A 22,471-nucleotide genomic window follows, 5' to 3' on the forward strand; every position below is an offset into this window, starting at 1 on the left:
GAAGTTGAACTATTTTAGCTTGTCGGCAAAGACTTTTTTGAACTTGTCCAACTTCGGCTGTACCACGAATTGGCAATAGCTATTTCCCGGATTTTTATTAAAATAATCCTGATGATAATCTTCTGCCGGATAAAATACATCCGCTTTTTCGATCGTCGTTACGATCGGCTTGTCATACGCTTTCTCGGCATTCAGCTGCGAGATATAATAATCTGCTTTTTCTTCCTGCTCCGCATTCAACGGAAACAGCGCAGATCGATATTGCGTCCCTACATCATTTCCTTGTCTGTTCAACTGAGTTGGATCATGCAATTGAAAAAATGCTTTTAGCAGCTCATCGTACGAAATTACCTTTGGATCATAAGTGATTTTGACAGCTTCGGCATATCCCGTTTGCCCCGTAGTTACTTGTGCATAAGTTGGATTTGCCCCTTTGCCACCGATGTATCCTGAGATCACGGTATCCACTCCTTCTAACAATCCAAGCGAAGTTTCGATACACCAGAAACATCCTGCTGCCATGATTGCTTCTTCGCGATCGCCATTGACAGGCAATGTCGCCAAAGAAACCGGCTTAGACGTATTGGACGTGGCTTGGCAAGAGGTAAAAACCAGCGTGCACAAAGCGAATAAATACATTATTTTGTTACTCATAATTCCTCCTATCATATATTACAAAATACGAAAGAAGCTGCCCTTTGGTTTTCACCAAGGCAGCTTCTTAACATATTTAACACTAAAGCGTCAGGACAAAAATTATCCTTTTGCTGCTGCGTATCTTTTTGCGACAGCATCCCAGTTTACTACCTCGAAGATAGCTTCTAAGTATGCTGGGCGCTTGTTTTGATATTTCAAGTAGTAAGCGTGCTCCCATACATCGATACCGAAGATAGGCGTACCTTTTACTTCTGCCACATCCATTAAAGGGTTGTCTTGGTTTGGTGTAGAAGTTACTGCCAATTTTCCATCTTGACCAACGATTAACCAAGACCAACCTGAACCAAAGCGCGTAGCGCCAGCTTCTTGCAATTTCTTTTTCAAGTCAGCGAATGAACCAAATGTTTCGTTGATCGCCTCTGCTAACTCACCAGTCGGTTCACCACCTGCATTTGGGCCTAATACAGACCAGAATAAATCGTGATTGAAGTGACCGCCACCGTTGTTGCGAACAGCTGCAGGATATTTGCTGATGTTTTTGATCAAATCTTCCAAAGATGCGCCAGCTCCATCGGTATCTGCGATAGCTTTATTCAAGTTATCCACGTATGCCTGATGATGACGATCGTGATGGATTTCCATCGTATCTTTATCAATGTGTGGTTCTAATGCGTCATTAGCGTATGGTAACGCTGCTAATTCGAATGCCATAATTATATAATTTTAGTATAAATCAATGCTGCTTACGCTGCGTTACGAAGATAACAAATGTTTGGTTTTTATGTTTGAAAACATCATTTTCTCCAACCTCTTATCTCCTTTTATTACGAAAAAATGATTGTATGAGCTCGCTGCAAGAGGATTCTAACACACCACCAACGATTTCTGTCTTTGGATGAATAATGCGATCATGAAATGCGCTATAACCGCGTTTATCGTCTTTTGCACCATACACGACGCGATCTATTTGCGCCCAATAAGCCGCGCCAGCGCACATCACACAGGGTTCTATCGTGACGTACAACGTACAACCTTTCAGATATTTGCCACCCAAATGATTGGCAGCAGCGGTGAATGCTTGCATCTCGGCATGTGCGGTAACATCGTTTAGGCGCTCTGTCAGGTTATAGCCTTTAGCAATGATCTGCCCATTAGCTACGATGACCGCTCCAATTGGAATCTCATCTTCGTCGTACGCCATCTTGGCCAAGCGCAACGCTTCACGCATAAACAATTCATCTACCGAGCCTGAGGTTTCGGCCTCCCCACTAAAATATCTCATCTACTCTTTTTTCGAATTATCTAACTTAATCTTGTGCCGTTCGGAACGGCCTTATCCACTGCTGTCAACACAATATCGCCATTCGCATCTGCGAAACCCGTCACTAGGCATTCGGAAAAGAAATTGGCAATCTGCTTTCGTGGGAAATTTACGACAGCAACAATTTGCCTCCCAATCAAATCCTCCCGCGTGTAATGAGCTGTAATTTGCGCACTCGATTTACGAACACCTATTTCCGCACCAAAATCGATCTGCAACTGATAGGCTGGCTTTTTTGCTTTTGGAAAATCTTGCGCGTCTATAATGGTTCCTACGCAAAGGATCACCTTTTCAAAGTCCGACCATGCAATTTCTTCCATTCCTTACAATCTGTTGGTATGAATATCTTGTAATTCTTTACCCAATGTAAAGCGCACATAATCCGCATTGCGACGAATACGCTTAGCCAACCGCTGTACCAATTGCTCTTCCTCGCCCTCCACATAAGCAAGATCTTCTTCACTTAATGTGTTGTATTTGCGTGTAATCTTGAATCGAATAACTTTCCAGTCGTCCGCTGATATTTTTAGGCTAGTCATGATTTCTGATTTTTAGTGGCTTAATTTTTGCTATTCTCTCGTATCTTTGAAAAAGTTAAAATTAAAACAATACTATGAAAAAACGAATACTTACACTAATCGTTGCGATCACTACCATCTTTTCTGCGCAAGCACAGCTTTTCCCATCTTTTGATTTAGGATTGAAAGCGGGTGCGAACTTTACTAGCCTTCGTTCAAACGGAAATTATTTTGATTCTAGCACTAAAGCAGGTTTCTTAGCTGGTGCTTGGGCACGTGTTGGCGTACTAGGATTCCACATACAACCGGAGCTTTATTACACTTCAAAAAACACCTCATTGAATCGTGGTAATACCAGTGAAGATGTAAAGTTTTCTACTGTTGACGTACCAGTATTGTTAGGTACTAAAATTGGGTTAGGACCAATTGGTGCACGCATTCAGGCTGGACCTTTGTTTTCATTTATTGTAGACAAAGACAATGTTACTAGCTTTGGATCTGAGGTAGATTACAAAAAGAACTTTGCTGCTATTGTAGGCGGTGTAGGGGTAGATATCTCCAAGTTATCTTTGGATCTGCGTTATGAAGCCGGACTAGGCAACATCAACCGCGGTGATAACAGACAGCGATTAAATCTATGGACACTAGCTATAGGATATAATTTCTTATAGACTTCGTTGATCTTTGATCAAAAGCATACTGGCTTTAACAGCCAAAAAAATAGGGCTATCGGACATCGATAGCCCTATTTTTTTAGAACAATTCTAAATTGTCCTTTTTAGTCCTATCCACGGGACATATTGTTGTTTATATGATAAATTTGTGACTAAATTATATAAATTCAGAAGACTAATGAGTAAATCAAAGCCGGTGTTAACTTCTTCGCTAGGGAAGAAACTCGTGATGAGCTTAACAGGCCTATTCCTGTGTACATTTTTAATAGTCCATTTGATCGGTAACTTTCAGTTATTCAACGACGACCTAGGCTATTCATTCAACAACTATGCATACTTCATGACGCACTTTACTCCGATTAAAGTGGTTTCGTATTTATTGTATGCATCGATTATCATTCACGCTGTGTACGCATTGATCCTGACGATCAAAAACAAAGCTGCCCGCCCGATTCAGTACAAAGAAACGGACGGCAAAGCAAACAGTACCTGGAATTCCAGAAATATGGGTATTCTTGGCACCGTGTTGTTGATCTTTATCGCTACGCACATGCAGAATTTCTGGTTTCAATACAAATTCGGAACTACGCCTTACGTAGAGTACCGTACGGAGATCGCTACAGGTGATCGTCAGACTGACCAGTTCGATAATGTACCGGATAACTACAATGGCTATCTAAAAACTGAAAATGATGGGATCGAAACAATAAAATCGAAAGATCTTTACACGCAAGTGGCAGTAACTTTCAAAAACCCATTACTTGTATTATTCTACGTGGTGGCGATGGGAGCGCTTTCATTTCACTTGATCCACGGCTTTCAGTCTGCCTTTCAGACCGTCGGTTTTAATCACCGTCGCTATATCGGCGTGATTCGTGCGATTGGCGTTTGGGGATTTGGCGTTATTATTCCGGTTCTGTTCGCTTTAATGCCTTTGTATTTTTACTTTTTAAAATAATGTTATTTACAGATGTTGCTCCGCAGCATCTTTTAAATATATAGATCGTTAACTATGTTAGATTCTAAAGTACCTGCTGGCCCATTAGCCGAAAAATGGTCCAAACATAAATTCAATATGAAGCTGGTAAACCCAGCCAACAAACGTAAATTCACTATCATCGTAGTGGGTACTGGTTTGGCGGGCGCTTCGGCAGCTGCTTCTTTAGCAGAACTGGGCTATAATGTGAAAACATTTTGCTACCAAGATTCACCACGTCGTGCACACTCTATCGCAGCACAAGGTGGTATCAATGCGGCGAAAAACTATCAAAATGATGGTGACTCGGTTTACCGTTTATTCTATGACACGATCAAAGGTGGAGATTACCGCGCTCGCGAAGCCAACGTACATCGTTTGGCAGAAGTATCGGTAAACATCATCGATCAATGTGTGGCGCAAGGTGTTCCATTTGCACGTGAATATGGTGGTCTTTTAGACAACCGTTCTTTCGGTGGTGCTCAGGTATCCCGTACATTCTACGCTCGTGGTCAAACTGGACAACAATTATTATTAGGTGCGTATTCGGCGCTTAACCGTCAAATCCAAAAAGGAAAAGTAACTTCGTACACCCGTCATGAAATGCTTGACTTGGTGAAGATAGATGGACATGCACGTGGTATTGTTACCCGTGATATGATTTCCGGAAAAATAGAAACACATGAAGGACATGCCGTATTGTTGTGTACGGGAGGTTACGGAAACGTATTCTTCTTGTCTACCAACGCTATGGGCTGTAATGTGACCGCAGCATGGCGCGCACACAAACGTGGTGCGTACTTTGCCAATCCATGTTATACACAGATCCACCCAACTTGTATTCCAGTAACGGGCGATCACCAATCGAAACTGACTTTGATGTCTGAATCATTGCGTAACGATGGTCGTGTATGGGTTCCTAAAACAAAAGAGGTTGCTGCAAAATTGCGTAAAGGCGAATTGCACCCTGCCGATATCAAAGAAGACGACAGAGATTACTTCTTGGAGCGTAAATATCCTTCTTTCGGTAACTTGGTGCCGCGTGATGTGGCTTCTCGTAACGCCAAAGAAGCGGTGGATGATGAGCGTGGTGTCGGTAAATCGGGCGTGGCGGTATTCTTAGATTTTGCAGACGCAATTGCTCGTTTGGGCGAAGATACTGTACGTGCTAAATATGGTAACTTGTTTGACATGTACCACAAAATCACGGACGAAAATCCATACAAACAACCGATGCGTATCTATCCAGCAGTTCACTACACAATGGGCGGTATTTGGGTAGATTACAACTTGATGACTACTGTACCTGGTTTGTATGCTTTGGGAGAATGTAACTTCTCCGATCACGGTGCGAATCGTCTAGGTGCTTCTGCACTAATGCAAGGTCTTTCAGATGGTTATTTTGTCATTCCATTCACCGTAGGTGATTACTTGGCAAATCTTGGTTCATTTGCACCTGTAGATAAAAACCATCCTGCATTCGAAGAAACGCGTAAAGAAGTAGAAGCAAACGTAAATGCGCTACTTGCCTTACGCGGTACAAAAACCGTAGATGATATCCACAAAGAGTTGGGTAAAATCATGTGGGAATATTGTGGTATGGCGCGTACAGCTGAAGGTTTGACGAAAGCAAAAGGCATGATTCAGGAGTTGCGTAAAGATTTCTGGAAAAATGCGAATGTACTCGGTAACAACGAAGAGCTAAATATGTCTTTAGAGAAAGCTGGCCGCGTAGCCGACTTCTTGGAACTGGGTGAGTTGATGGTAGACGATGCGTTGAATCGTAATGAGTCTTGTGGTGGTCACTTCCGTTTGGAATCACAAACAGAAGAAGGCGAGGCATTACGTAATGACGAAGATTACACGTATGTAGCTGCATGGCAATACACTGCCGACAATCAGCCTGAAGTATTACACAAAGAGGAGCTGATATTCGAGAATGTTAAATTAACCCAAAGAAGTTATAAATAAGATCCATTGAGCTTCGGCTCAATGTGTTACTCTATATAGAAGTTATGAGTGGACAGATGAATTTAACGCTAAAAGTTTGGCGTCAAACAAATATAAAAGACAAAGGGCAATTTGTCACTTATCAAGCGAATGATATCGCAGATGACATGTCTTTCTTAGAGATGTTGGATATCGTAAATGATGACCTTACGCGTAAAGGGGAAGATCCTATTTATTTCGATCACGATTGTCGCGAAGGTATTTGTGGAATGTGTTCTTTGGTGATCAATGGTCGCCCGCACGGACCAGAATATGGCACGACAACCTGTCAATTACACATGCGTTCTTTCCACGACGGACAAACTATCGTCATAGAACCTTGGAGAGCTGCCGCTTTCCCTGTGTTGAAAGATTTGGCGGTAGATCGCACCTCTTTTGAACGCATTCAACAAGCTGGAGGTTATGTAAATGTAAATACAGGTGGTGTGCCTGATGCGAACTCTATTCCTATTCCAAAGCGTATTGCTGACGAAGCATTTGAGTCTGCAACGTGTATTGGTTGTGGAGCTTGTGTTGCAGCTTGTAAAAATGCTTCTGCCATGCTATTCGTATCTGCTAAGATCTCTCAATTTGCTTTGTTGCCACAAGGACAAACGGAGCGTTACGAGCGTGCACAAAGTATGGTAGATCAAATGGACGCTGAAGGTTTTGGTAACTGTACGAATACGGGTGCTTGTGAAGCAGAATGTCCAGTTGGCATCAAGATGACGAACATTGCGCGAATGAACAGAGAATACTTCACCGCAAAATTGTTCCGCGAAGAAGACGTTCACAACTAGCCTTCGTTTAAATACTACAAAGAGTCCGCGCTATTTAATGAGCGCGGACTTTTTTTGTTATATTTAAAAACTTCTAAACAGTATTTTTGCATGGGAAATAGGGTGCTTCTTCTGTTGTCAATAGTCATGTTTTTGCTTTTTGCAACAGCACTGATCATACACAATACGATCACTGAAGCAGATATGCTAACAATAAATACCGAAACTATTTCTAAAAATATTCATAGAAAAGAGAAGGTTGTTGAGGATTTGTTCGCAGATTCATTGGCACTAAAGACCTTCTCTAACGTTGAACGGTATCCTACACAAGCATTAGAATTAACTAAAAACCTATCGGATGACGAAAATCTGATTTATTTTTATGTCTATAAAAATAACAATCCCATATTCTGGAGTTCGAACCTAATTGTGCCTCCTAGCGATCGACCATTTGTACAAGAAACTACCTATGTAGATGCCGAACCACGGTCGTATATTGTCAAGAAAAAAAAATTAGACCGAGATGTATCTGTCCTAGCAGTCATCTTGGTAAGACGTGCATTCAACCACTCGAATAGTTATCTTTCGAATCGATTTTACAAAAACATTATCCCGTCCGATAATCTTGAGATTGCCAGATACAGCGATAATGACATCGTTCGCAATGTGTACAGTAAATCGGGCAGCTATCTTTTTTCTGTCAAATTTAAACAGGGAAAATATCACAATGTCTACCTAACCATGCAACTGCTTGCTTGGGTATTAGGTTCGATTATTTTTCTTTCATTGATTAACCGAGGTTGTTTCATGTTAGCGAAGAAAGGACGTGCATGGCTTTCTGTGTTAGCAATGGCCACGATCTTAGCTATACTTAAATGGATCTCTCTACAAGCCGATTGGTTATCAGCCACGTCAAGCATGGAGTTATTTGATCCACGCTATTACGCTTATAATCCTTTTTTGCCCAATCTTTGGGAATTCATAATCACGACAGCCAGCGCGGCATGGCTAATCTTTTATATCCGCAGCATACAGGTCTTTTTGGCAGCACAGAATCCCATTAATCGAAATGTCAAAGCATTATTACTAGCCGGATTTGCATTATCCACTATCTATTTGTTTAGTAACTTGTTGTTGGAGCATCTAAGTACGTTGATTACCCACACATCGAGTGTGAATATGGATTTCACCAATATCTTAGGTTTTAGTAGCTACAGTTGGGTGAACGTCTTTTTATTCTGTGTCAATATTATTTTGTTGCTTCTATACATTGATTTTGCTATTGGACAAGTGCGTACCATGCTCCGAAATCTAACTACGGAAATCAACATACAGCTGATTACGTTAATCCTATTTCTACTGATCAGTGCGTTATTTTTTGAGCAAGCTATCTATTACAACTTATTGGTAGGGGCGGTATTGCTAATCCGTTCGTATACGCGGCACAAAAACACACAATATTCATTCTTCAACATCGTCATCGTTTTATTATCAATATCCCTGTTATCTTCCTTCATATACCATCAAAGTATACGAAAGGTAAAACAGAAGCAAATGGCGTTGACTCTAAAATACCTTGAAGCCGAAAACGATCTAAATGCTATTTCCATTTTTTCGGAAATGGAGAAAAATTTGGTAGCGGACTCGACCATCATGCGCCAACTATTGCAGGATGCTATGGTTACTCAACAAACACAACTTCTTGACAATCATATTAAAACACATTACTTCAGTGGTTACCTTTCTCGATACGAGCATCAATTTTACTATTATATTGACGAAGTGCCTTTGGATAACTACGACAGTAATAAGATGGTAGAATATCGCGAAAAGGTGATCAATAATGCAGTACGTGTACCAAATACTGATCATTTTTATCGTGTACGAAGTGAATTAGGCACACACGAGTATTTCTTTCAGATGGACGTACTTTTAGATGAAAGAAGTAACGCGCAAATATTTGTTAATTTGCGAAATTACGCCTATAGCCCTTCGCTTCCCTATCCAGAATTTCTGGTGGACAGTAAGGTTGATATTATTCGGGAACATTATGCTAGCGATGCAGCGTTTGCTTTGTATAAAGATCGAGTATTACTCACGCAGAATGGTAACTATGTATATCCGTCTCAAGATGTTCAATTTCCACCAGATTTGAACAAAGCCCTTGAACTACCCGATGACAAGGGATTCTATCATATGGTCTTTCGCCCAGATGTGCATACTACCATTGTTGTGAGTAAGCCCAAGTTCGACATTTGGCAATCACTTGCAATCATTTCATTTCTCTTTATTTCGCTATTTACGGTATACCTACTCGCGCTGATGATTCAATACCTAACCACAGTGGTATTTCGAAAATCATTCAATTGGCGTACACTACAATATCAGTTCATATTATTACGCAACAAACTAAGATATAGTACAAGGATTCAAACCATTGTTATCTGTACGGTAATTTTGGCCATTCTGATCTCCGGCACTATAGCCTTTTTCACCATCCGTAAACAACTAGAGTCTAGCAATTTGGCATTGCAAGAAAGCTATAGCAAAGAAGTATCGCACAAGCTAGAGAACCTTCTGTCTGCTAATGAAAAGAAGGCATGGACGGAAGGGGCTATTGAGCGGATTCGAGAGATTAATGAGTTTTCTAATCTTGATGCCAATGTATACGACAAAAGAGGCATTTTGGTCTACTCCTCGCAACCACGAATATTTGAGACAGGATTAGTCTCACAATTCATCCATCCTGATGCTTATAATGAGCTCAATGTCATTAAAAAAACAAATGTGACACTGACGGAAAGGATTGGTGATTTTGATTTTAACTCGAGCTATTCGACGATTAAAAATGAAGATAATAGTTCGGCTGCGTTTGTGAACATCCCCAATTATGCAGCGAAGAAAGAAGAAATCCGAAATAGTAATTTGCTACTTAACTCGCTGCTAAACATCTACACGGTAATTATTCTGATTGCAGGGTTTATTGCGGTATCGGTCTCTCGATTAATCACCAGACCATTGTTAATAATTGGCGAGAAGATGGTAGAGACGACCGTGAGTGATAAAAATAATGAGCCACTATATTGGGAACGTGATGACGAAATCGGAGCCTTGGTTAAAGCGTATAATCTGATGTTGGTTAAAATGGAGCAGAACACTAAACAATTGATGAGTGCAGAGCGAGAATACGCTTGGCGCGAAATGGCTAGACAAGTAGCACATGAGATTAAAAACCCACTAACCCCTATGAAATTGGGCATACAGCAATTAATGCGTTCTTTCAATGAAAACGATCCACGGTTTGAGGATCGTTTTAAGAAATTCTCTGATTCCTTTGTAGAACAGATAGATAGCTTATCCAAGATTGCGGTAGAATTCTCCAATTTTGCAAAACTTCCGAGTACTGAATTAGTGAATATTGATATTTTAGAAAAGGTTCGGGAAGTGGTGACTTTCTTTAACAGCTCTATGAATACCAATATTCTGATTGCAAATAAAACTGGGCGAGACAGGCTTTTTGTCTTAGGCGACAAAGATCAAATATTGCGCAGCTTCAATAACTTAATTAAAAACGCCATTGAAGCCTCCCGTGGTCGCAAAAAAGTGATGATTAAGATTGGTTTGTCTTTAGCGGAAAATGAGCTGTTGAAGATTGCCATTGGCGACAATGGATTGGGAATTCCACTGGATGTCATTCCCAAAATATTTCAACCTAATTTTACGACTAAAAGCTCGGGGACTGGACTGGGACTTGCATTTGTCAAGAAAACTGTAGAATCAATGCAAGGAGAAATATCATTTCAGACAGCAGAAAATGTAGGAACAACCTTTACTATATTATTACCAATGACTGCACCTACTAATGGTCACTAAAAGTATTAAGAAAAATATCCTAGGATTGGAACAGTATTATAAATACGCTACTATTTAAATACCACACTTGCACGCCCCATTATTGCGTTATCGGCATAGAGTAATACAGTATATGCTCCTTTTTTGAACCCAGCATTTTCATCAGACCAGAATAATTGATATTCTTCTCCATTATTCGTAAAGCTGATGTTTTCCTTAAAGGTATACTGCAGCTTCTCTCCATGTACATAGAATAAATCCTCTGAGTTTGCAATAAGATTACCGCTAGGATTAATGATGCGTACATATATCTCTTTCTTCCCGATCTCTGCGATTGGATTGTCTGCAATGGTAAAACTGATTTGCATCTGATCGATGCGTTTAGCTCTGACATTGGTGGTATGCGTACCATCTCGTTTCACGGAGATACCGTTTAGACTTACATTCGAAACCTTAATAGAAGATGCTTTAGACATCTTTGTTGTCATGGCAGATTGTCTGTCTTTAAGATTCGCAATTTGGCGCTCACTGGCATCCAATTCGTCCTGTAAGAGACTATTCTCCCTGGCCAATAATTCGGTTTTTACACGTAGACCCACTACTTCATCCCGAAACTGAGATACACGATCTTTGAGACCGGCTACCTCATTGCGAACATTCACTAGTTCAGTTTCCGAAATATCGTTTTTGCTTAAGTCTTGACGCAAATTGTTAATAACCATCCGCGCTTCGCTCTCGGAGGCTTCCAAATCATCGGTGTATTCGACGCCTTGATTGCTAGCGTTGTCTAATTCGGCCTCGATGCGATCTATATCGGTCTGTAGGTTTTCACGCTGCAGGGTTACCGTGTATAGTTTCTCACCCGACGATTTAAATTTTATATAAAAATAGACATTGGTCACTATTAGTGCGGCAATGGCCAATATAAAGAAGTATACATTTCTATTTACACCGGATTGTGGTGCTTTTTTTTCTTCTTCTCTTTCTAATTCCACTCGATCAACATTCATCCCTTATATACCCAAAAGTCGAGAAAACTCTAACTATAAAGTGTTTAAATTTTAACGATTATATAACATGTAAACAAAAACTATTCCAAGGTAGATTTATTCGAAATAGTTCAACGTGTCGAATCCGCCAGCTTTAAGGTAAGCATCTTTGCGCATCAACTGCAAATCGGCCTGTACCATCTCACTTACTAGCTCATCCAATCCGTATTTTGGTTGCCAGTTCAACCGGCTTTTTGCTTTATTTGGATCTCCAACCAACAGATCTACTTCGGTCGGACGGAAGTAGGCAGCATCTACTTTCACTACAGTTTGTCCTAGTTTGATGTGATCGGCATTAATGCCCAATTCTTTCATACGATCCTGATCGCGATCGATTATGACGCCTTTCTCTGCAACGCCTTTTCCACTAAACTCGATTTCGATTCCCAATTCTGCAAAACTCAGACGAACGAAATCACGCACGCTGGTAGTGACTCCAGTTGCAATGACGAAATCTTCGGGTTTTTCTTGTTGCAGCATGAGCCACATCGCTTCTACGTAGTCTTTAGCGTGTCCCCAATCGCGTTGTGCAGATAAATTTCCTAAAAACAATTTGTCCTGCAATCCCAACGCGATCTTAGCTGCTGCACGTGTAATCTTGCGCGTGACGAAAGTCTCTCCGCGAACCGGACTTTCGTGGTTAAACAGGATACCATTGCAAGCAAACATGCCATACGCCTCACGATAATTTACCGTAATCCAATAGGCATACATTTTTGCCACAGCATAAGGACTTCTTGGATAAAATGGTGTCGTTTCTGATTGTGGTACTGCTTGCACTAAACCATACAGTTCGGAGGTAGAGGCTTGGTATATCTTTGTTTTTTCGACTAAACCTAATAGACGAACAGCTTCCATAATACGTAGTACGCCTACACCATCGGCGTTAGCCGTATATTCAGGTGTATCGAAGCTCACTTTCACATGAGACTGTGCGGCCAGATTGTAGATCTCGTCAGGTTGTGTTTCTTGGATAACGCGAATCAAATTCGTGGAATCGGTCAAATCACCGTAGTGCAAGATTAGATTACGATGCTGTGTATGCGGATCTTGATACAGGTGATCAATACGATCGGTGTTGAACAGCGAACTGCGACGTTTTAGTCCGTGCACGATGTACCCTTTCTTCAGCAAGAATTCGGAAAGATAAGCTCCATCCTGCCCAGTGATACCTGTAATTAACGCTACCTTTTGTTGCATTGTAATCTGATAATTTGTCCAAAAATAAAAAAAACCTCCTAATGTGTAACACACTTTAGGAGGTTTCAGCTGATTGATACCGTTTTATTGCCCTGTAGCCTAATCTAAGCGAGTAAAATTAAAAACTAAATTTCCCTCTCCTTGATCTAAAGGAATCGGCATACGCATCACCATAGTCTCTCCATCAGCATAGGATAAGTCTAAACGGTAACCAGTAGTAACGTTAGATGCTTTGTCGCCAGCATACAATTTCTTGAATTGGAATTGAGGCTCGCCCATTCCTTTACCCGGATTGAAGATAGACCACACGATGTTGCGAACAGCGCCGTTAGCACATAACGTACCTTCGCTTCTAAACTCAATACTTCCACGGTAATTTCCTGTTGGCAATTCCCATACGCTTCCTACAAAACACTCTACAGGAGCTTCATCAAAAATATTTTTCACCGTGTATGCAGCAGGAATATCCTCCCGATCTACCGTGTTTAACACCCACTTGCCTTTTACTCCCGCGCGCCATTGTGACGCTGTTGGTCCAGACTCTGCCGCGGCAGAACCGGTAGTTTTACGTGGTGCTCCGCAAGAACCCATCACAAAGACAATCGCTAAAAGCGATAATATCGACATTACCTGTTTACGCATAATATTAAATTTGATATTTTTGATCATTCTAAATTTATTCACTACTATGAAGCCTTCGTCTTCCAAAAATCATACCACTAGCAAGATCGTCGCAAAGTCAATATTACGATTATTTTTTGTTTTGTTTGTGATGTTACTGGCTTTTTATGTCACGCAGGATGCCAGCAAACTGAGTGGCATCAACTTATATTTTACAAATAAGTGGGTACTACTTTTCCCGATCACGCTCTTCTTACTGTACGTAACACTCTTGATCCTCGTATTAAAAAATAAGTACGAACGCGAAGAGTACAATTGGTTGATGTCGTTGAGTGGTGGTTTCTTAATAGCGTATACACTACTCCTATTTGCACGGATTTATCCATTGGTTTTTGGATAGTATACCGCACAGTAGCATATCAATTAGATTCCTCATCTTTACGCGACGTAAAATAAAAAATAGAAAATGGCAAATATCATTATTACTGGAGCAAGTAGCGGCGTAGGCTTTGAAGCCGTCTTGGATCTTACCGCAAAAAAGGAAAATAAGGTCATTGCCTTGGCAAGATCTGCTGATAAACTGCGGAAATTACATGAAATTGCGACTTCACTCAATCCCGATGGTGGCACCTTGTATCCTGCGCAATTTGATATTGTCAATGACAACTACGCGGATTCTCTTGTCCCTTTTATAGCATCTAAATTTGAGCAAGTGGATATCTTGATCAATAATGCTGGTGTATTGATTAATAAACCTTTTTTGGAAACTTCTGCGCAAGATTTTGCGCAGGTGCTACAGACTAATTTACTAGGACATAGCCAGATGATTCAGCACATCGTTCCGATGATGAAACCCGGCGCGCATATCGTGAATATTGGTAGCATGGGTGGCGTGCAAGGTTCATCTAAATTCCCCGGTTTAGCGGCTTATTCGGCCAGTAAAGGTGCTTTGGCCATCTTGACAGAATGCTTGGCAGAAGAATTCAAACCTTTAGGCATTTCGGTGAATTGCTTGGCGCTAGGCTCTTCCCAAACAGAAATGTTTGAGCAGGCGTTTCCTGGTGTTCAAGCCGGTACGCTCGCTTTCGAAATGGGCAGGTATATCGCAGAATTTGCGCAAACAGGCCATAAGTATTTTAACGGAAAAGTTTTGCCTGTGGCCAATACAACGCCTTAAAGGCGTTGCTTCCGTTTGTTACAGCCCTTTAATCCAATCGGCAATATCTTTCAAGAGTGTTGGATCGATGGTCGTCTCAATCGTATAATATTCTTGTAAACCACCGGTTTTAGCCGGCTGTAGCAGATGATTCAAGTTTGCGTACGTTTTAATTCTGCTTTGGGGATTACCCGCCAGATTGGCGACGAGCGATTCCTGATTTTCTTTGGCAGGCACCTGAACATCTTTCTCGCCAAATGCGGCGTAGAGCGGAATGTTGATCTTTTGAATAAATGGCACGGGATCTATGCGCATAAAATAGCGATAAGGCTCCAACAACATGACTTGCAGCTCCTTTCGAAGCGTACCCGAAGCCCCACCTACCGATTTCATGTTTTCCAACAGCTGAGTCATTGCCTTGGGCGCAGGTAAGTCACTTTTGACTACTTCAAAATTCTTGCGATTGATTGGACGCACCTTGGCCAATTGCTTCTCGCTCATCCCCTGACTTTTACCCACATGATATAATTGCAATACCATCAACGAATCTATCGGCAAAGATGGGCCAGCCAGCGACACGATAAATTTGAGATCGGGCGCATGCTGACCTGCGAGCAGAAGCGAGATCAATCCGCCTTCGCTATGTCCAATCATGCCTACTCGTGTGGAATCTACGGTGGCTTGCGCTTTAAGAAATCGTAACCCAGCTAGTGCATCGCGACTAAAATCACCAATATTGCTTTGCAAAAAATTTCCAGTCGATTGTGCTACGCCGCGATCATCGTACCGCAACACGACAACACCTTGACGTGTTAGATAATCAGCCAATACCTCAAACGGTTTGTGCCCTTCTAGTTCAGAATTACGGTTTTGCGGACCTGAGCCACTGACTAAAATCAAAGCGGGATATTTTCCCGGCGCTTTAGGTTGCGTCAACGTACCGGCCAAAGTAACCTCACTCGCTGTATTCTCGAAGGTCACTTCTTTAACATTATATGGAAATGGTGCTACTGGTTCTTGTGGTCGTTTTACGGTTTGTGTGCTATCGTATCTTCCCAAACGTAAAGGTGCTGTGTAATTTCCTTGACGAAAAGTACCTTCTACATGTTCACCATCGGCGCTGATGCGCCCTTTATAAGACATACCCAATGCCGCTGATTGGAGATGAATAGAATCGCCTGCCACTTCAATGACATTTAATTTAAAATCCAAACGTGTTTGTGATGGACTACGCATAGTGCCCGTCCACGTATCTCCTTTTTGTAGTGAAAAGTGAAGTGGCAATGAGCCTGTGGGCACGGCCAAATCACCTTTCCAAGCACCTTCAAAAGACTGCGAGACACCTCGGCAGGAATAAAACAATGTCAATAATATTATAAAAGCAATTCTCATGTTATCTATTTAAGGTATGGTCCCCACAGGTGCAAAAGCGTATCGGCCAACAATGTCACTAATACAATCCAGACTGCGTGAACCTTTTTCTTCGAATTCATGGCTATCTTCATGCCAACTACGAGTAAATAGAAAAAATAGATAAGCATGGCTAATCCAACAAGGCCTGCACTAACGATAATAAAAAGATCAAAAGGAGCGACTGTTTTCAGCATCATATCTCCTGATTCGATGGCTGCAAGGATATGCTCGCTCTTAGATCGCGAATAGGGATTCATCAGCAAAAAACCAGTCACATAATTGACCACTTGTGCCAGCATGACTACTACGAGTACATCTTGCCAGCGCACCTTGTTGTAAAGCACTTTGGCCATGAGCCACAATAGTGCAGCAGGAAATAGAATATTGATGGCTACATTGACAAAACCTGCGTACCAAGAAATCTCACAGGTCAGGTGTTGCTGAAATACACCATCAGGCACATAGCGAAACAGATATACTTGTAAAGAAGCCCAAACATAGGCGACTAAACCAATTCGAAGCATCATCCGATCGGATAGATTAGCAAAAGGATTTATGAAGACTTGGCTAAAGCTGCTCATGCTTGATTTGATCTAAAAATTGTTGAACTTCTTCTGGTTTTTGCGTACCGACTAATATCTTGCTGCCATCCTTAAAATGGATTTGGAAACCATACTTTCCTTTCACCGTATACGCCGTACCTTTAGGCCCTATCCGATAGCCCCAGCCACCGTAATCGAGCAAACTGTATTTCTGAATTTGTACATCTTCGATTTTGTCCCAAGCCCACATCTTCCGCCATAGAAAAGGTTTGAAGTCTACCATTATCCCCGTGCTGTCGACGGAAGTATGCAACCGTATGAAAGTGAAAAAGGCGATAATCAAGACGAGGATAGATATACCAATGATCTTATCTGACTCCCACTCATTATCTCTGATCGCACCATAAATTCCCAATGCGATAAAAAGTAGAAATACCACGATAAGCCACCGTGACCAAAAACTTTGCGTCTCCACATAGGTCTTATTTTTCATATTATATAGGTTTTAAAAGTATACGGATTAAATCATTTACTCTTTTTATTACTCTTTAGCTTTGTGATCAGGTCGTCCAGTTTATTTCGGACGGTTGGATAACTTTTTCCCATCTGGCTGGCCATTTCTTTCAGGCTACCAGAGTTTTCCAAAAAACGGATCACAAACTCCTGCTCCTCTCGATCCAATAACATCAGCGGAGGCAAATCATACGTGCCACTCACCGCGGTACCGCAGGCAAGGCATTCCAACTTGGCGACGCGCAAATCCGCATCGCAACTGGGACAAATAGTGGGTAGCTTCATTTCAAATATTAACTTTATTAAATATAATATAAATATTATTAAAACAAAAATAAACATTATCAAATTCATGGATGAAAATTAGGTATTGGACATTTTGTATCTTTGCAAGTAGTTTAAATTATGAGAAAAATTATCGGTTATTTGCTATCACCGCTCTTCTACGCCGCTTTTGGGGTGCTGATCGTGATCTTTCATCCTATTCAGTGGCTTTGTTTGAAATTAGGTGGTTATCGCGCGCACAAATGGAGTGTAGATATGCTGAACGCTGGCTTGGTGTCGTGCAATTATTTACTATTCAACCGAGTACAATTTATTGATAATAAGCAATTGCCCACTGGCAAACCGATTGTGTTCGTTGCGAACCACCAGAGTATGTACGATATACCACCGCTTATCTTCTTTCTACGCCGCTTTCACGGAAAGTTTATCTCTAAGCTAGAACTGGCTAATGCGGGTATTCCTAGCATTTCATTTAATCTGAAACATGGTGGTGCAGCCAACATTGACCGCAAAGACCCTAAGCAATCTATTGCTGAGATACTGAAGCTAGCTCAGCATATGCATAACCAAAAATGGTCTGCATTCATTTTCCCAGAAGGCACGCGCACGAAAACTGGTCAGATGAAGGCCTTTTCTGTAGGCGGTATTGCCACACTATTAAAGAAAAATCCAGACGCGCTCGTAGTTCCTATCGCGATAAAAGGCTCATACAAGATGGTACAATGGGGTATGTTTCCACTTAGACCATTTACGCCGATGTCGTGGGAAGTATTGGCTCCTATAGAAAAAGGAGATTTGCTATTGGATGAAATTGTATTGGCCGCGGAGAACGCGATTCGCGCCAAGGTAGAAGCATAACCTTATTTGACGGTCCGACCTTTCCAGTCGTATTTACCCATATTACCAGCTACACCGATGTATACGAGGTACAAGGCGTGTGCAAAGGACAAGAAAGGTAGATAGCGCAATAACTCCGTACGACGCACAAATTGGGTAATAGGCAGCAGAAATATAAATTCAACGGCTACTTTCAGCCCGACGCAGAGGGCAAAAACCCAATCAAAAACGGGTAGCATATAAAAGAAATGCACCGTGCCCCATAAAAGAGCCAAGTTGAAGAGCCAAATAACAACACCAAGTGCTACAATGCGTTTATCTTTATATTTGGTACTCTTGGACGCCCAACGTTTACGTTGACTGATAAAAGAGGCCAATGTTGGTTTTGCCTCGGTGTAGACGATCGCTTCTTCCGATCGACAAAAGCCAATATGGTGAGCTGCCTCTTCCGACACTTTGTGCAACAATAATTCATCATCGCCGGAGGCCAAATCATCAATTCCTTTGAAGCCACCTACGCGATAGAAAGTTTCTTTGCGATACGCTAAATTCGCACCATTACAAGTTGTCGGAACGCCATTGCCAATTCCTGAAGCTCCTAATCCGATCAGATAAAGAAACTCTAATGTTTGCAATCGTTCAAATAATGATTTCTCTTCGTGATAAGCTACCGGAGAAGATACCATTTCAAAACCGCCATGCTCCATATAATCGACCACGGTTTTAACCCAATTAGCTCCCATTCGACAATCGGCATCGGTAGTCATGATGATATCTCCAGATGACATATCAATAGCTTTGGCAATCGCCAACTTCTTATACGAGTTAAGCTTATCGCCTTCATCCAATTGGAGCAGACGCACTCCTTGATTTTGGTAGCTCCTGACAATTTCTGCCGTAAGATCGGTAGAGTGATCATCTATCACAATTACTTCTAAGAATTCTTTCGGATACGATTGCGCAACCAAACAATCCAATGTGCGACCAATATTGTCTTCCTCATTACGAGCGGCAATAAGTACAGATACCTTTTTCAAGGATGTTTCTATAGTACGTGCGATGGATAAGCCTGTACGATACCAGCCAAAACGCATGTATAGCACCAATCCTACATAGACCAGCGTAGCAACCAATAAGCAACTATTAAGACTTTCCATTGCCTCCGACATAATTAACTTGAAACACAAAGAAAGTACCTATAATAGCAGGCAAGATCAGATTGACAAACCATACAAAAGAAACAATAGCCATCACGGCAATCTCTTGTGTGGTGATATAAGCATATAAATTACTAGCTACGAAGCTCCGCACACTAAAATCAAATAGATCGAGTGAGGGCACTGCAGCCTGTACAAAAAACAAAATAAAAATCATTAACACCATCGATAACAATGGTAGCTCGGGCAGGAAGAAAAGCATGAGCACCATATATTGAGACGTGAAGATAGCAAAGCGCGCAAAGGAAATCAATAATACATGACACAATTCTTTTGATGTGAAATCTTCTAAGATGCTAAAGAAAGGTTTGACCTTCGCGAGAAACTTTACTTTGCCCACTAGTGTATCTACCCAATGTACATTGAAATAGAGAATCAGGAAAGCACTGGCATAGATAATCGCGATCATCCAAACGGCCATCTTTACAAAAACAGGTGTTGGAAGAAATGTCTGCACGAACCAAGCAATACTCAACGCACCGAATACACTGGTCAAGACGAGTTGTGCAAATAGTCCTACACCCATCGCAACTGCCCCTGAAGCACGATTCTCAGGCTGCAATAAAAGCACACGCCCACCATATTCTCCAATGCGATTGGGTGTGAAAATTGCCCAGGTTAGTCCGCAAAAAACCGATCGAATCGCAGTCCACCAACCTAGCGGTTCGATCTTTTTGCTCAAATGACGCCATTTTATGACTTCTAGAGACCAATTGGCAAACATCATCACGACCACTACACCCAAAATTAGCCAGATAGAAGACCCATCAAATTCGCTGATCAATGCGTTGAATTGCTTCAAGTTTTGCTGATGCGTGATTTTGCTGTATACAAACCAGGATGTCAGCGCCACGATGAGCACTTTGATGAAAATATTAAGATATGACTTCTGTACTTTGTTCAAGAGAATTTTGAAAGCACAATGTTAAGAATTTTTTAAGACATAGTGAGGCAAACAGATCGGTAATTTGCCAGTGATTTTCAGCGTATCTACACGCAATAGCCAAGCAAACCGTCTTCCTGACTGTCCATAATATTTTGTAATATTGCTCCATGCAAAGGGAGAAGGCGAAAGAGCGAATTATACTGGGGATCGATCCGGGCACGGTTGTATTGGGTTACGGCGTCGTGAAGGAAGTCGGCAGCAAAATTACGCTGGTGAGTATGGGCGTTATCAAGATGGGACATCTGGACGATCACGCACTTAAATTGCAGCGTATCTTCAAAAAAACCACTTCGCTGATTGAGCAATACAAACCAGATTGCATGGCTTTAGAAGCGCCTTTCTATGGGAAAAATGTGCAGGTAATGCTAAAACTGGGACGTGCGCAAGGTGTGGCCATGGCGGCAGGACTGAACTACGATCTTCCGATCTTCGAATATGCGCCTCGTAAAATAAAACAATCTGTCACCGGCAACGGGAACGCCACGAAAGAACAAGTTGCTGCCATGCTAAAGAGCCTATTGAAATTCGAAGAAAGTCCTGAATTTCTAGATGCGACGGATGGTTTGGCGGTTGCCGTATGTCATTCTTTTCAAAAGGTTGGTTCAGCGGGTAACAGCAAGAGCTATTCTGGCTGGGAATCTTTTGTAAAGGACAATAAATCTCGCGTGAAATAGGAATCTATAGCCTCACCTGTCGGATCACATTTTTCACATTTAACTCCACAATATCTATCATCGTCTTACATCGTTCGTACGCGCTGTTTTTATAGAATTCGGCATAGCCAGATTTGAGCTGTTCGATATTCTCCGGCGTAGATACCGGCTGCATGCGCGAGGCATCTCGCAGATCCTTGATGCGGTGGCGTTCGCTACGAACGCGATGCACGATGGACGAATGCTCTTCTTGCTGATATTGTAATACGGTTCGCTCTGTCAGATATTCCATGGAGAGCTTCACATAAGGAAAGTTTTCCTTAAAGAATTGCGGCATGTACACTTTGGGATTGCCTTCGTAGAATTGTTGATCGAAGTCTATGGCCCTAATCCGGAATTGATAGTCGTCGAAATCGGGTGTAATCTGCATCACGAAATTGTAAGCTCGCATATCTCCCAACAACGATATAATACAGCGCTCGTTAAATTTTACGAACTCTTTGGCAATCCGAGTTTGGTTAAAGTCTTCGCGATGCATACTGGTTTTCGAAAACACATCTCCTGGGATGCCTACGATATGCTCTTCTACCAAGGTATCTCGATCATAAATGTAATTCACCTGATTGGGTGACACAATTTCTTCCAACTCCAATCCTAGTATGCGCGACGCATCTGCTTGCTTGATGTAGAAATAGTCGTATACATCATTCAAGCGATTAATAATCCGTACCCGAAAAGGTTTGGTATTGCCAAAAGCACAATATTCAATTCTGTCTACAATTTTATGTTCTACGATCTTGGTATTGCCAGAAGCTTTCAGACTCGCATATACTACCTTCAGCTTGGCATGCAACTGCTCCAATGTATGCTGCGGATAGAGCGGCGATTCCCAATAGGTATCTTCTCCGTGTTTATCGTATACCGGCACAGATTCGTCAAATTCCAACAGATCGTTATAGCGTACGGGTAAGCGTGCATCGCGCTGATAAAATTTGAGGTACTTGGCTAATCCAGCATGTACCGGAAAACGTGGCTTCTTTCTAGAAATGGTTACATCATCTTGCATCTGTCTTGATCTTGTTTTGAGTGCTGCAATATGCTCCTACATCGTTAGCAACTAGAAAGCCAGCCATTTATTAAATAATGCAGGAGATTATTTGCTGATACAAACTGTTCATGTAATTATTGCAACCTCATAAATTTAAGCATTCTAAATGAGTCATGCATATACTACAAGTATGATAATATCACAAAAAACACCCCTCAATATTAC

Annotated in this window: 24 protein-coding genes; 9 read left to right on the forward strand and 15 right to left on the reverse strand. The window is 41.6% G+C overall.

All coding sequences use genetic code 11. The features are described 5' to 3' along the window. Positions 1-9 precede the first annotated feature (9 nt). From msrA to DC487_RS12465, 5 genes are all read right to left on the reverse strand, one after another. Complete coding sequence (gene msrA / locus DC487_RS12445; protein ID WP_116776292.1) at positions 10-654, reverse strand: peptide-methionine (S)-S-oxide reductase MsrA; 645 nt, start codon at positions 652-654, stop codon at positions 10-12. A 102-nt stretch (positions 655-756) separates the two neighbouring features. After that, entirely contained in the window at positions 757-1,368 is a 612-nt protein-coding gene (locus DC487_RS12450) for a superoxide dismutase (protein WP_116776293.1), read from the reverse strand. A gap of 100 nt (positions 1,369-1,468) precedes the next feature. Continuing rightward, positions 1,469-1,939, reverse strand: coding sequence for a nucleoside deaminase (locus tag DC487_RS12455; protein WP_116776294.1), 471 nt, complete (start codon positions 1,937-1,939; stop codon positions 1,469-1,471). Between the two features lie 20 nt (positions 1,940-1,959). Further along, on the reverse strand, positions 1,960-2,298 hold the full coding sequence (locus tag DC487_RS12460; RefSeq protein WP_116776295.1) for a tRNA-binding protein: 339 nt from the start codon (positions 2,296-2,298) through the stop codon (positions 1,960-1,962). A gap of 3 nt (positions 2,299-2,301) precedes the next feature. Further along, positions 2,302-2,517, reverse strand: coding sequence for a hypothetical protein (locus DC487_RS12465; RefSeq protein ID WP_116776296.1), 216 nt, complete (start codon positions 2,515-2,517; stop codon positions 2,302-2,304). Between the two features lie 74 nt (positions 2,518-2,591). On the opposite strand from DC487_RS12465, the gene DC487_RS12470 reads away from it, so the two are divergent. The 5 genes from DC487_RS12470 (at position 2,592) to DC487_RS12490 (ending at position 10,787) form a co-directional block, all read left to right on the forward strand. Continuing rightward, positions 2,592-3,167, forward strand: a complete 576-nt coding sequence (locus tag DC487_RS12470; RefSeq protein ID WP_116776297.1) for a porin family protein — start codon at positions 2,592-2,594, stop codon at positions 3,165-3,167. A gap of 181 nt (positions 3,168-3,348) precedes the next feature. Then, the gene (locus DC487_RS12475; RefSeq protein WP_116776298.1) at positions 3,349-4,128 is read left to right on the forward strand and encodes a succinate dehydrogenase cytochrome b subunit; all 780 of its coding nucleotides are present in this window, start codon (positions 3,349-3,351) and stop codon (positions 4,126-4,128) included. Positions 4,129-4,182: 54 nt separating this feature from the next. Beyond that, complete coding sequence (locus tag DC487_RS12480) at positions 4,183-6,117, forward strand: fumarate reductase/succinate dehydrogenase flavoprotein subunit (protein WP_116776299.1); 1,935 nt, start codon at positions 4,183-4,185, stop codon at positions 6,115-6,117. A gap of 44 nt (positions 6,118-6,161) precedes the next feature. Further along, positions 6,162-6,935 carry a succinate dehydrogenase/fumarate reductase iron-sulfur subunit gene (locus tag DC487_RS12485; protein ID WP_206367775.1) on the forward strand — a complete coding sequence of 258 codons (774 nt, stop codon included), beginning with the start codon at positions 6,162-6,164 and terminating at the stop codon, positions 6,933-6,935. A gap of 183 nt (positions 6,936-7,118) precedes the next feature. Further along, positions 7,119-10,787 (forward strand): ATP-binding protein, encoded by a 3,669-nt coding sequence (locus tag DC487_RS12490; RefSeq protein ID WP_165799084.1) that lies wholly within the window; start codon positions 7,119-7,121, stop codon positions 10,785-10,787. Positions 10,788-10,837: 50 nt separating this feature from the next. Here the strand turns inward: DC487_RS12490 and DC487_RS12495 are convergent, their stop codons facing one another. The 3 genes from DC487_RS12495 to DC487_RS12505 all read right to left on the reverse strand — a co-directional run bounded on the left by DC487_RS12495 (position 10,838) and on the right by DC487_RS12505 (position 13,657). Then, positions 10,838-11,776 carry a hypothetical protein gene (locus DC487_RS12495; RefSeq protein ID WP_116776301.1) on the reverse strand — a complete coding sequence of 313 codons (939 nt, stop codon included), beginning with the start codon at positions 11,774-11,776 and terminating at the stop codon, positions 10,838-10,840. A 96-nt stretch (positions 11,777-11,872) separates the two neighbouring features. Next, entirely contained in the window at positions 11,873-13,015 is a 1,143-nt protein-coding gene (gmd, locus tag DC487_RS12500) for a GDP-mannose 4,6-dehydratase (RefSeq protein WP_116776302.1), read from the reverse strand. A 99-nt stretch (positions 13,016-13,114) separates the two neighbouring features. Then, positions 13,115-13,657 (reverse strand): hypothetical protein, encoded by a 543-nt coding sequence (locus tag DC487_RS12505; RefSeq protein ID WP_116776378.1) that lies wholly within the window; start codon positions 13,655-13,657, stop codon positions 13,115-13,117. A gap of 46 nt (positions 13,658-13,703) precedes the next feature. Here DC487_RS12505 and DC487_RS12510 point away from each other — a divergent pair, with 46 nt between their 5' ends. Next, positions 13,704-14,036 (forward strand): hypothetical protein, encoded by a 333-nt coding sequence (locus tag DC487_RS12510; RefSeq protein ID WP_116776303.1) that lies wholly within the window; start codon positions 13,704-13,706, stop codon positions 14,034-14,036. 66 nt (positions 14,037-14,102) lie between these two features. Continuing rightward, positions 14,103-14,813 carry an SDR family NAD(P)-dependent oxidoreductase gene (locus DC487_RS12515; protein WP_116776304.1) on the forward strand — a complete coding sequence of 237 codons (711 nt, stop codon included), beginning with the start codon at positions 14,103-14,105 and terminating at the stop codon, positions 14,811-14,813. An 18-nt stretch (positions 14,814-14,831) separates the two neighbouring features. Here DC487_RS12515 and DC487_RS12520 read toward each other — a convergent pair whose 3' ends face one another. From DC487_RS12520 to DC487_RS12535, 4 genes are read right to left on the reverse strand one after another with little or no spacing between them, the layout of a single operon-like run. Beyond that, positions 14,832-16,184 carry an alpha/beta hydrolase family protein gene (locus DC487_RS12520; protein WP_116776305.1) on the reverse strand — a complete coding sequence of 451 codons (1,353 nt, stop codon included), beginning with the start codon at positions 16,182-16,184 and terminating at the stop codon, positions 14,832-14,834. 5 nt (positions 16,185-16,189) lie between these two features. Beyond that, positions 16,190-16,786 (reverse strand): YIP1 family protein, encoded by a 597-nt coding sequence (locus tag DC487_RS12525; protein WP_133228563.1) that lies wholly within the window; start codon positions 16,784-16,786, stop codon positions 16,190-16,192. Next, the gene (locus DC487_RS12530; RefSeq protein ID WP_116776307.1) at positions 16,773-17,240 is read right to left on the reverse strand and encodes a hypothetical protein; all 468 of its coding nucleotides are present in this window, start codon (positions 17,238-17,240) and stop codon (positions 16,773-16,775) included. The genes DC487_RS12525 and DC487_RS12530 overlap by 14 nt, the downstream gene beginning before the upstream one ends. Before the next feature lie 32 nt (positions 17,241-17,272). After that, positions 17,273-17,545 (reverse strand): DUF2089 family protein, encoded by a 273-nt coding sequence (locus tag DC487_RS12535; protein WP_116776379.1) that lies wholly within the window; start codon positions 17,543-17,545, stop codon positions 17,273-17,275. A 120-nt stretch (positions 17,546-17,665) separates the two neighbouring features. Here DC487_RS12535 and DC487_RS12540 point away from each other — a divergent pair, with 120 nt between their 5' ends. Continuing rightward, positions 17,666-18,403, forward strand: coding sequence for a lysophospholipid acyltransferase family protein (locus DC487_RS12540; RefSeq protein ID WP_116776308.1), 738 nt, complete (start codon positions 17,666-17,668; stop codon positions 18,401-18,403). A gap of 2 nt (positions 18,404-18,405) precedes the next feature. On the opposite strand, the gene DC487_RS12545 is transcribed toward DC487_RS12540, so the two are convergent. Together DC487_RS12545 and DC487_RS12550 are read right to left on the reverse strand one after the other, a co-directional pair. After that, a complete protein-coding gene (locus DC487_RS12545; protein ID WP_116776309.1) occupies positions 18,406-19,539 on the reverse strand; it encodes a glycosyltransferase family 2 protein in 1,134 nt (377 codons plus the stop codon). Beyond that, entirely contained in the window at positions 19,526-20,503 is a 978-nt protein-coding gene (locus DC487_RS12550; protein ID WP_239016376.1) for a hypothetical protein, read from the reverse strand. Before DC487_RS12550 ends, DC487_RS12545 begins: the two co-directional genes overlap by 14 nt. A gap of 149 nt (positions 20,504-20,652) precedes the next feature. Here DC487_RS12550 and ruvC point away from each other — a divergent pair, with 149 nt between their 5' ends. Further along, entirely contained in the window at positions 20,653-21,219 is a 567-nt protein-coding gene (ruvC, locus tag DC487_RS12555; protein ID WP_116776311.1) for a crossover junction endodeoxyribonuclease RuvC, read from the forward strand. A 4-nt stretch (positions 21,220-21,223) separates the two neighbouring features. Here ruvC and DC487_RS12560 read toward each other — a convergent pair whose 3' ends face one another. Continuing rightward, complete coding sequence (locus tag DC487_RS12560; RefSeq protein ID WP_116776312.1) at positions 21,224-22,264, reverse strand: hypothetical protein; 1,041 nt, start codon at positions 22,262-22,264, stop codon at positions 21,224-21,226. Positions 22,265-22,471: the final 207 nt, after the last annotated feature.

The sequence above is a fragment of the Sphingobacterium corticibacter genome, from assembly GCF_003076635.1.
Lineage (GTDB): Bacteria > Bacteroidota > Bacteroidia > Sphingobacteriales > Sphingobacteriaceae > Sphingobacterium > Sphingobacterium corticibacter.

Bases quoted from the DNA above. Each gene is read 5' to 3' on its own strand.
- msrA (WP_116776292.1), bottom strand. From the start codon at position 654: ATGAGTAACAAAATAATGTATTTATTCGCTTTGTGCACGCTGGTTTTT.
- DC487_RS12450 (WP_116776293.1), bottom strand. From the start codon at position 1,368: ATGGCATTCGAATTAGCAGCGTTACCATACGCTAATGACGCATTAGAA.
- DC487_RS12455 (WP_116776294.1), bottom strand. From the start codon at position 1,939: ATGAGATATTTTAGTGGGGAGGCCGAAACCTCAGGCTCGGTAGATGAA.
- DC487_RS12460 (WP_116776295.1), bottom strand. From the start codon at position 2,298: ATGGAAGAAATTGCATGGTCGGACTTTGAAAAGGTGATCCTTTGCGTA.
- DC487_RS12465 (WP_116776296.1), bottom strand. From the start codon at position 2,517: ATGACTAGCCTAAAAATATCAGCGGACGACTGGAAAGTTATTCGATTC.
- DC487_RS12470 (WP_116776297.1), top strand. From the start codon at position 2,592: ATGAAAAAACGAATACTTACACTAATCGTTGCGATCACTACCATCTTT.
- DC487_RS12475 (WP_116776298.1), top strand. From the start codon at position 3,349: ATGAGTAAATCAAAGCCGGTGTTAACTTCTTCGCTAGGGAAGAAACTC.
- DC487_RS12480 (WP_116776299.1), top strand. From the start codon at position 4,183: ATGTTAGATTCTAAAGTACCTGCTGGCCCATTAGCCGAAAAATGGTCC.
- DC487_RS12485 (WP_206367775.1), top strand. From the start codon at position 6,162: ATGAGTGGACAGATGAATTTAACGCTAAAAGTTTGGCGTCAAACAAAT.
- DC487_RS12490 (WP_165799084.1), top strand. From the start codon at position 7,119: ATGCTAACAATAAATACCGAAACTATTTCTAAAAATATTCATAGAAAA.
- DC487_RS12495 (WP_116776301.1), bottom strand. From the start codon at position 11,776: ATGAATGTTGATCGAGTGGAATTAGAAAGAGAAGAAGAAAAAAAAGCA.
- gmd (WP_116776302.1), bottom strand. From the start codon at position 13,015: ATGCAACAAAAGGTAGCGTTAATTACAGGTATCACTGGGCAGGATGGA.
- DC487_RS12505 (WP_116776378.1), bottom strand. From the start codon at position 13,657: ATGCGTAAACAGGTAATGTCGATATTATCGCTTTTAGCGATTGTCTTT.
- DC487_RS12510 (WP_116776303.1), top strand. From the start codon at position 13,704: ATGAAGCCTTCGTCTTCCAAAAATCATACCACTAGCAAGATCGTCGCA.
- DC487_RS12515 (WP_116776304.1), top strand. From the start codon at position 14,103: ATGGCAAATATCATTATTACTGGAGCAAGTAGCGGCGTAGGCTTTGAA.
- DC487_RS12520 (WP_116776305.1), bottom strand. From the start codon at position 16,184: ATGAGAATTGCTTTTATAATATTATTGACATTGTTTTATTCCTGCCGA.
- DC487_RS12525 (WP_133228563.1), bottom strand. From the start codon at position 16,786: ATGAGCAGCTTTAGCCAAGTCTTCATAAATCCTTTTGCTAATCTATCC.
- DC487_RS12530 (WP_116776307.1), bottom strand. From the start codon at position 17,240: ATGAAAAATAAGACCTATGTGGAGACGCAAAGTTTTTGGTCACGGTGG.
- DC487_RS12535 (WP_116776379.1), bottom strand. From the start codon at position 17,545: ATGAAGCTACCCACTATTTGTCCCAGTTGCGATGCGGATTTGCGCGTC.
- DC487_RS12540 (WP_116776308.1), top strand. From the start codon at position 17,666: ATGAGAAAAATTATCGGTTATTTGCTATCACCGCTCTTCTACGCCGCT.
- DC487_RS12545 (WP_116776309.1), bottom strand. From the start codon at position 19,539: ATGGAAAGTCTTAATAGTTGCTTATTGGTTGCTACGCTGGTCTATGTA.
- ruvC (WP_116776311.1), top strand. From the start codon at position 20,653: ATGCAAAGGGAGAAGGCGAAAGAGCGAATTATACTGGGGATCGATCCG.
- DC487_RS12560 (WP_116776312.1), bottom strand. From the start codon at position 22,264: ATGCAAGATGATGTAACCATTTCTAGAAAGAAGCCACGTTTTCCGGTA.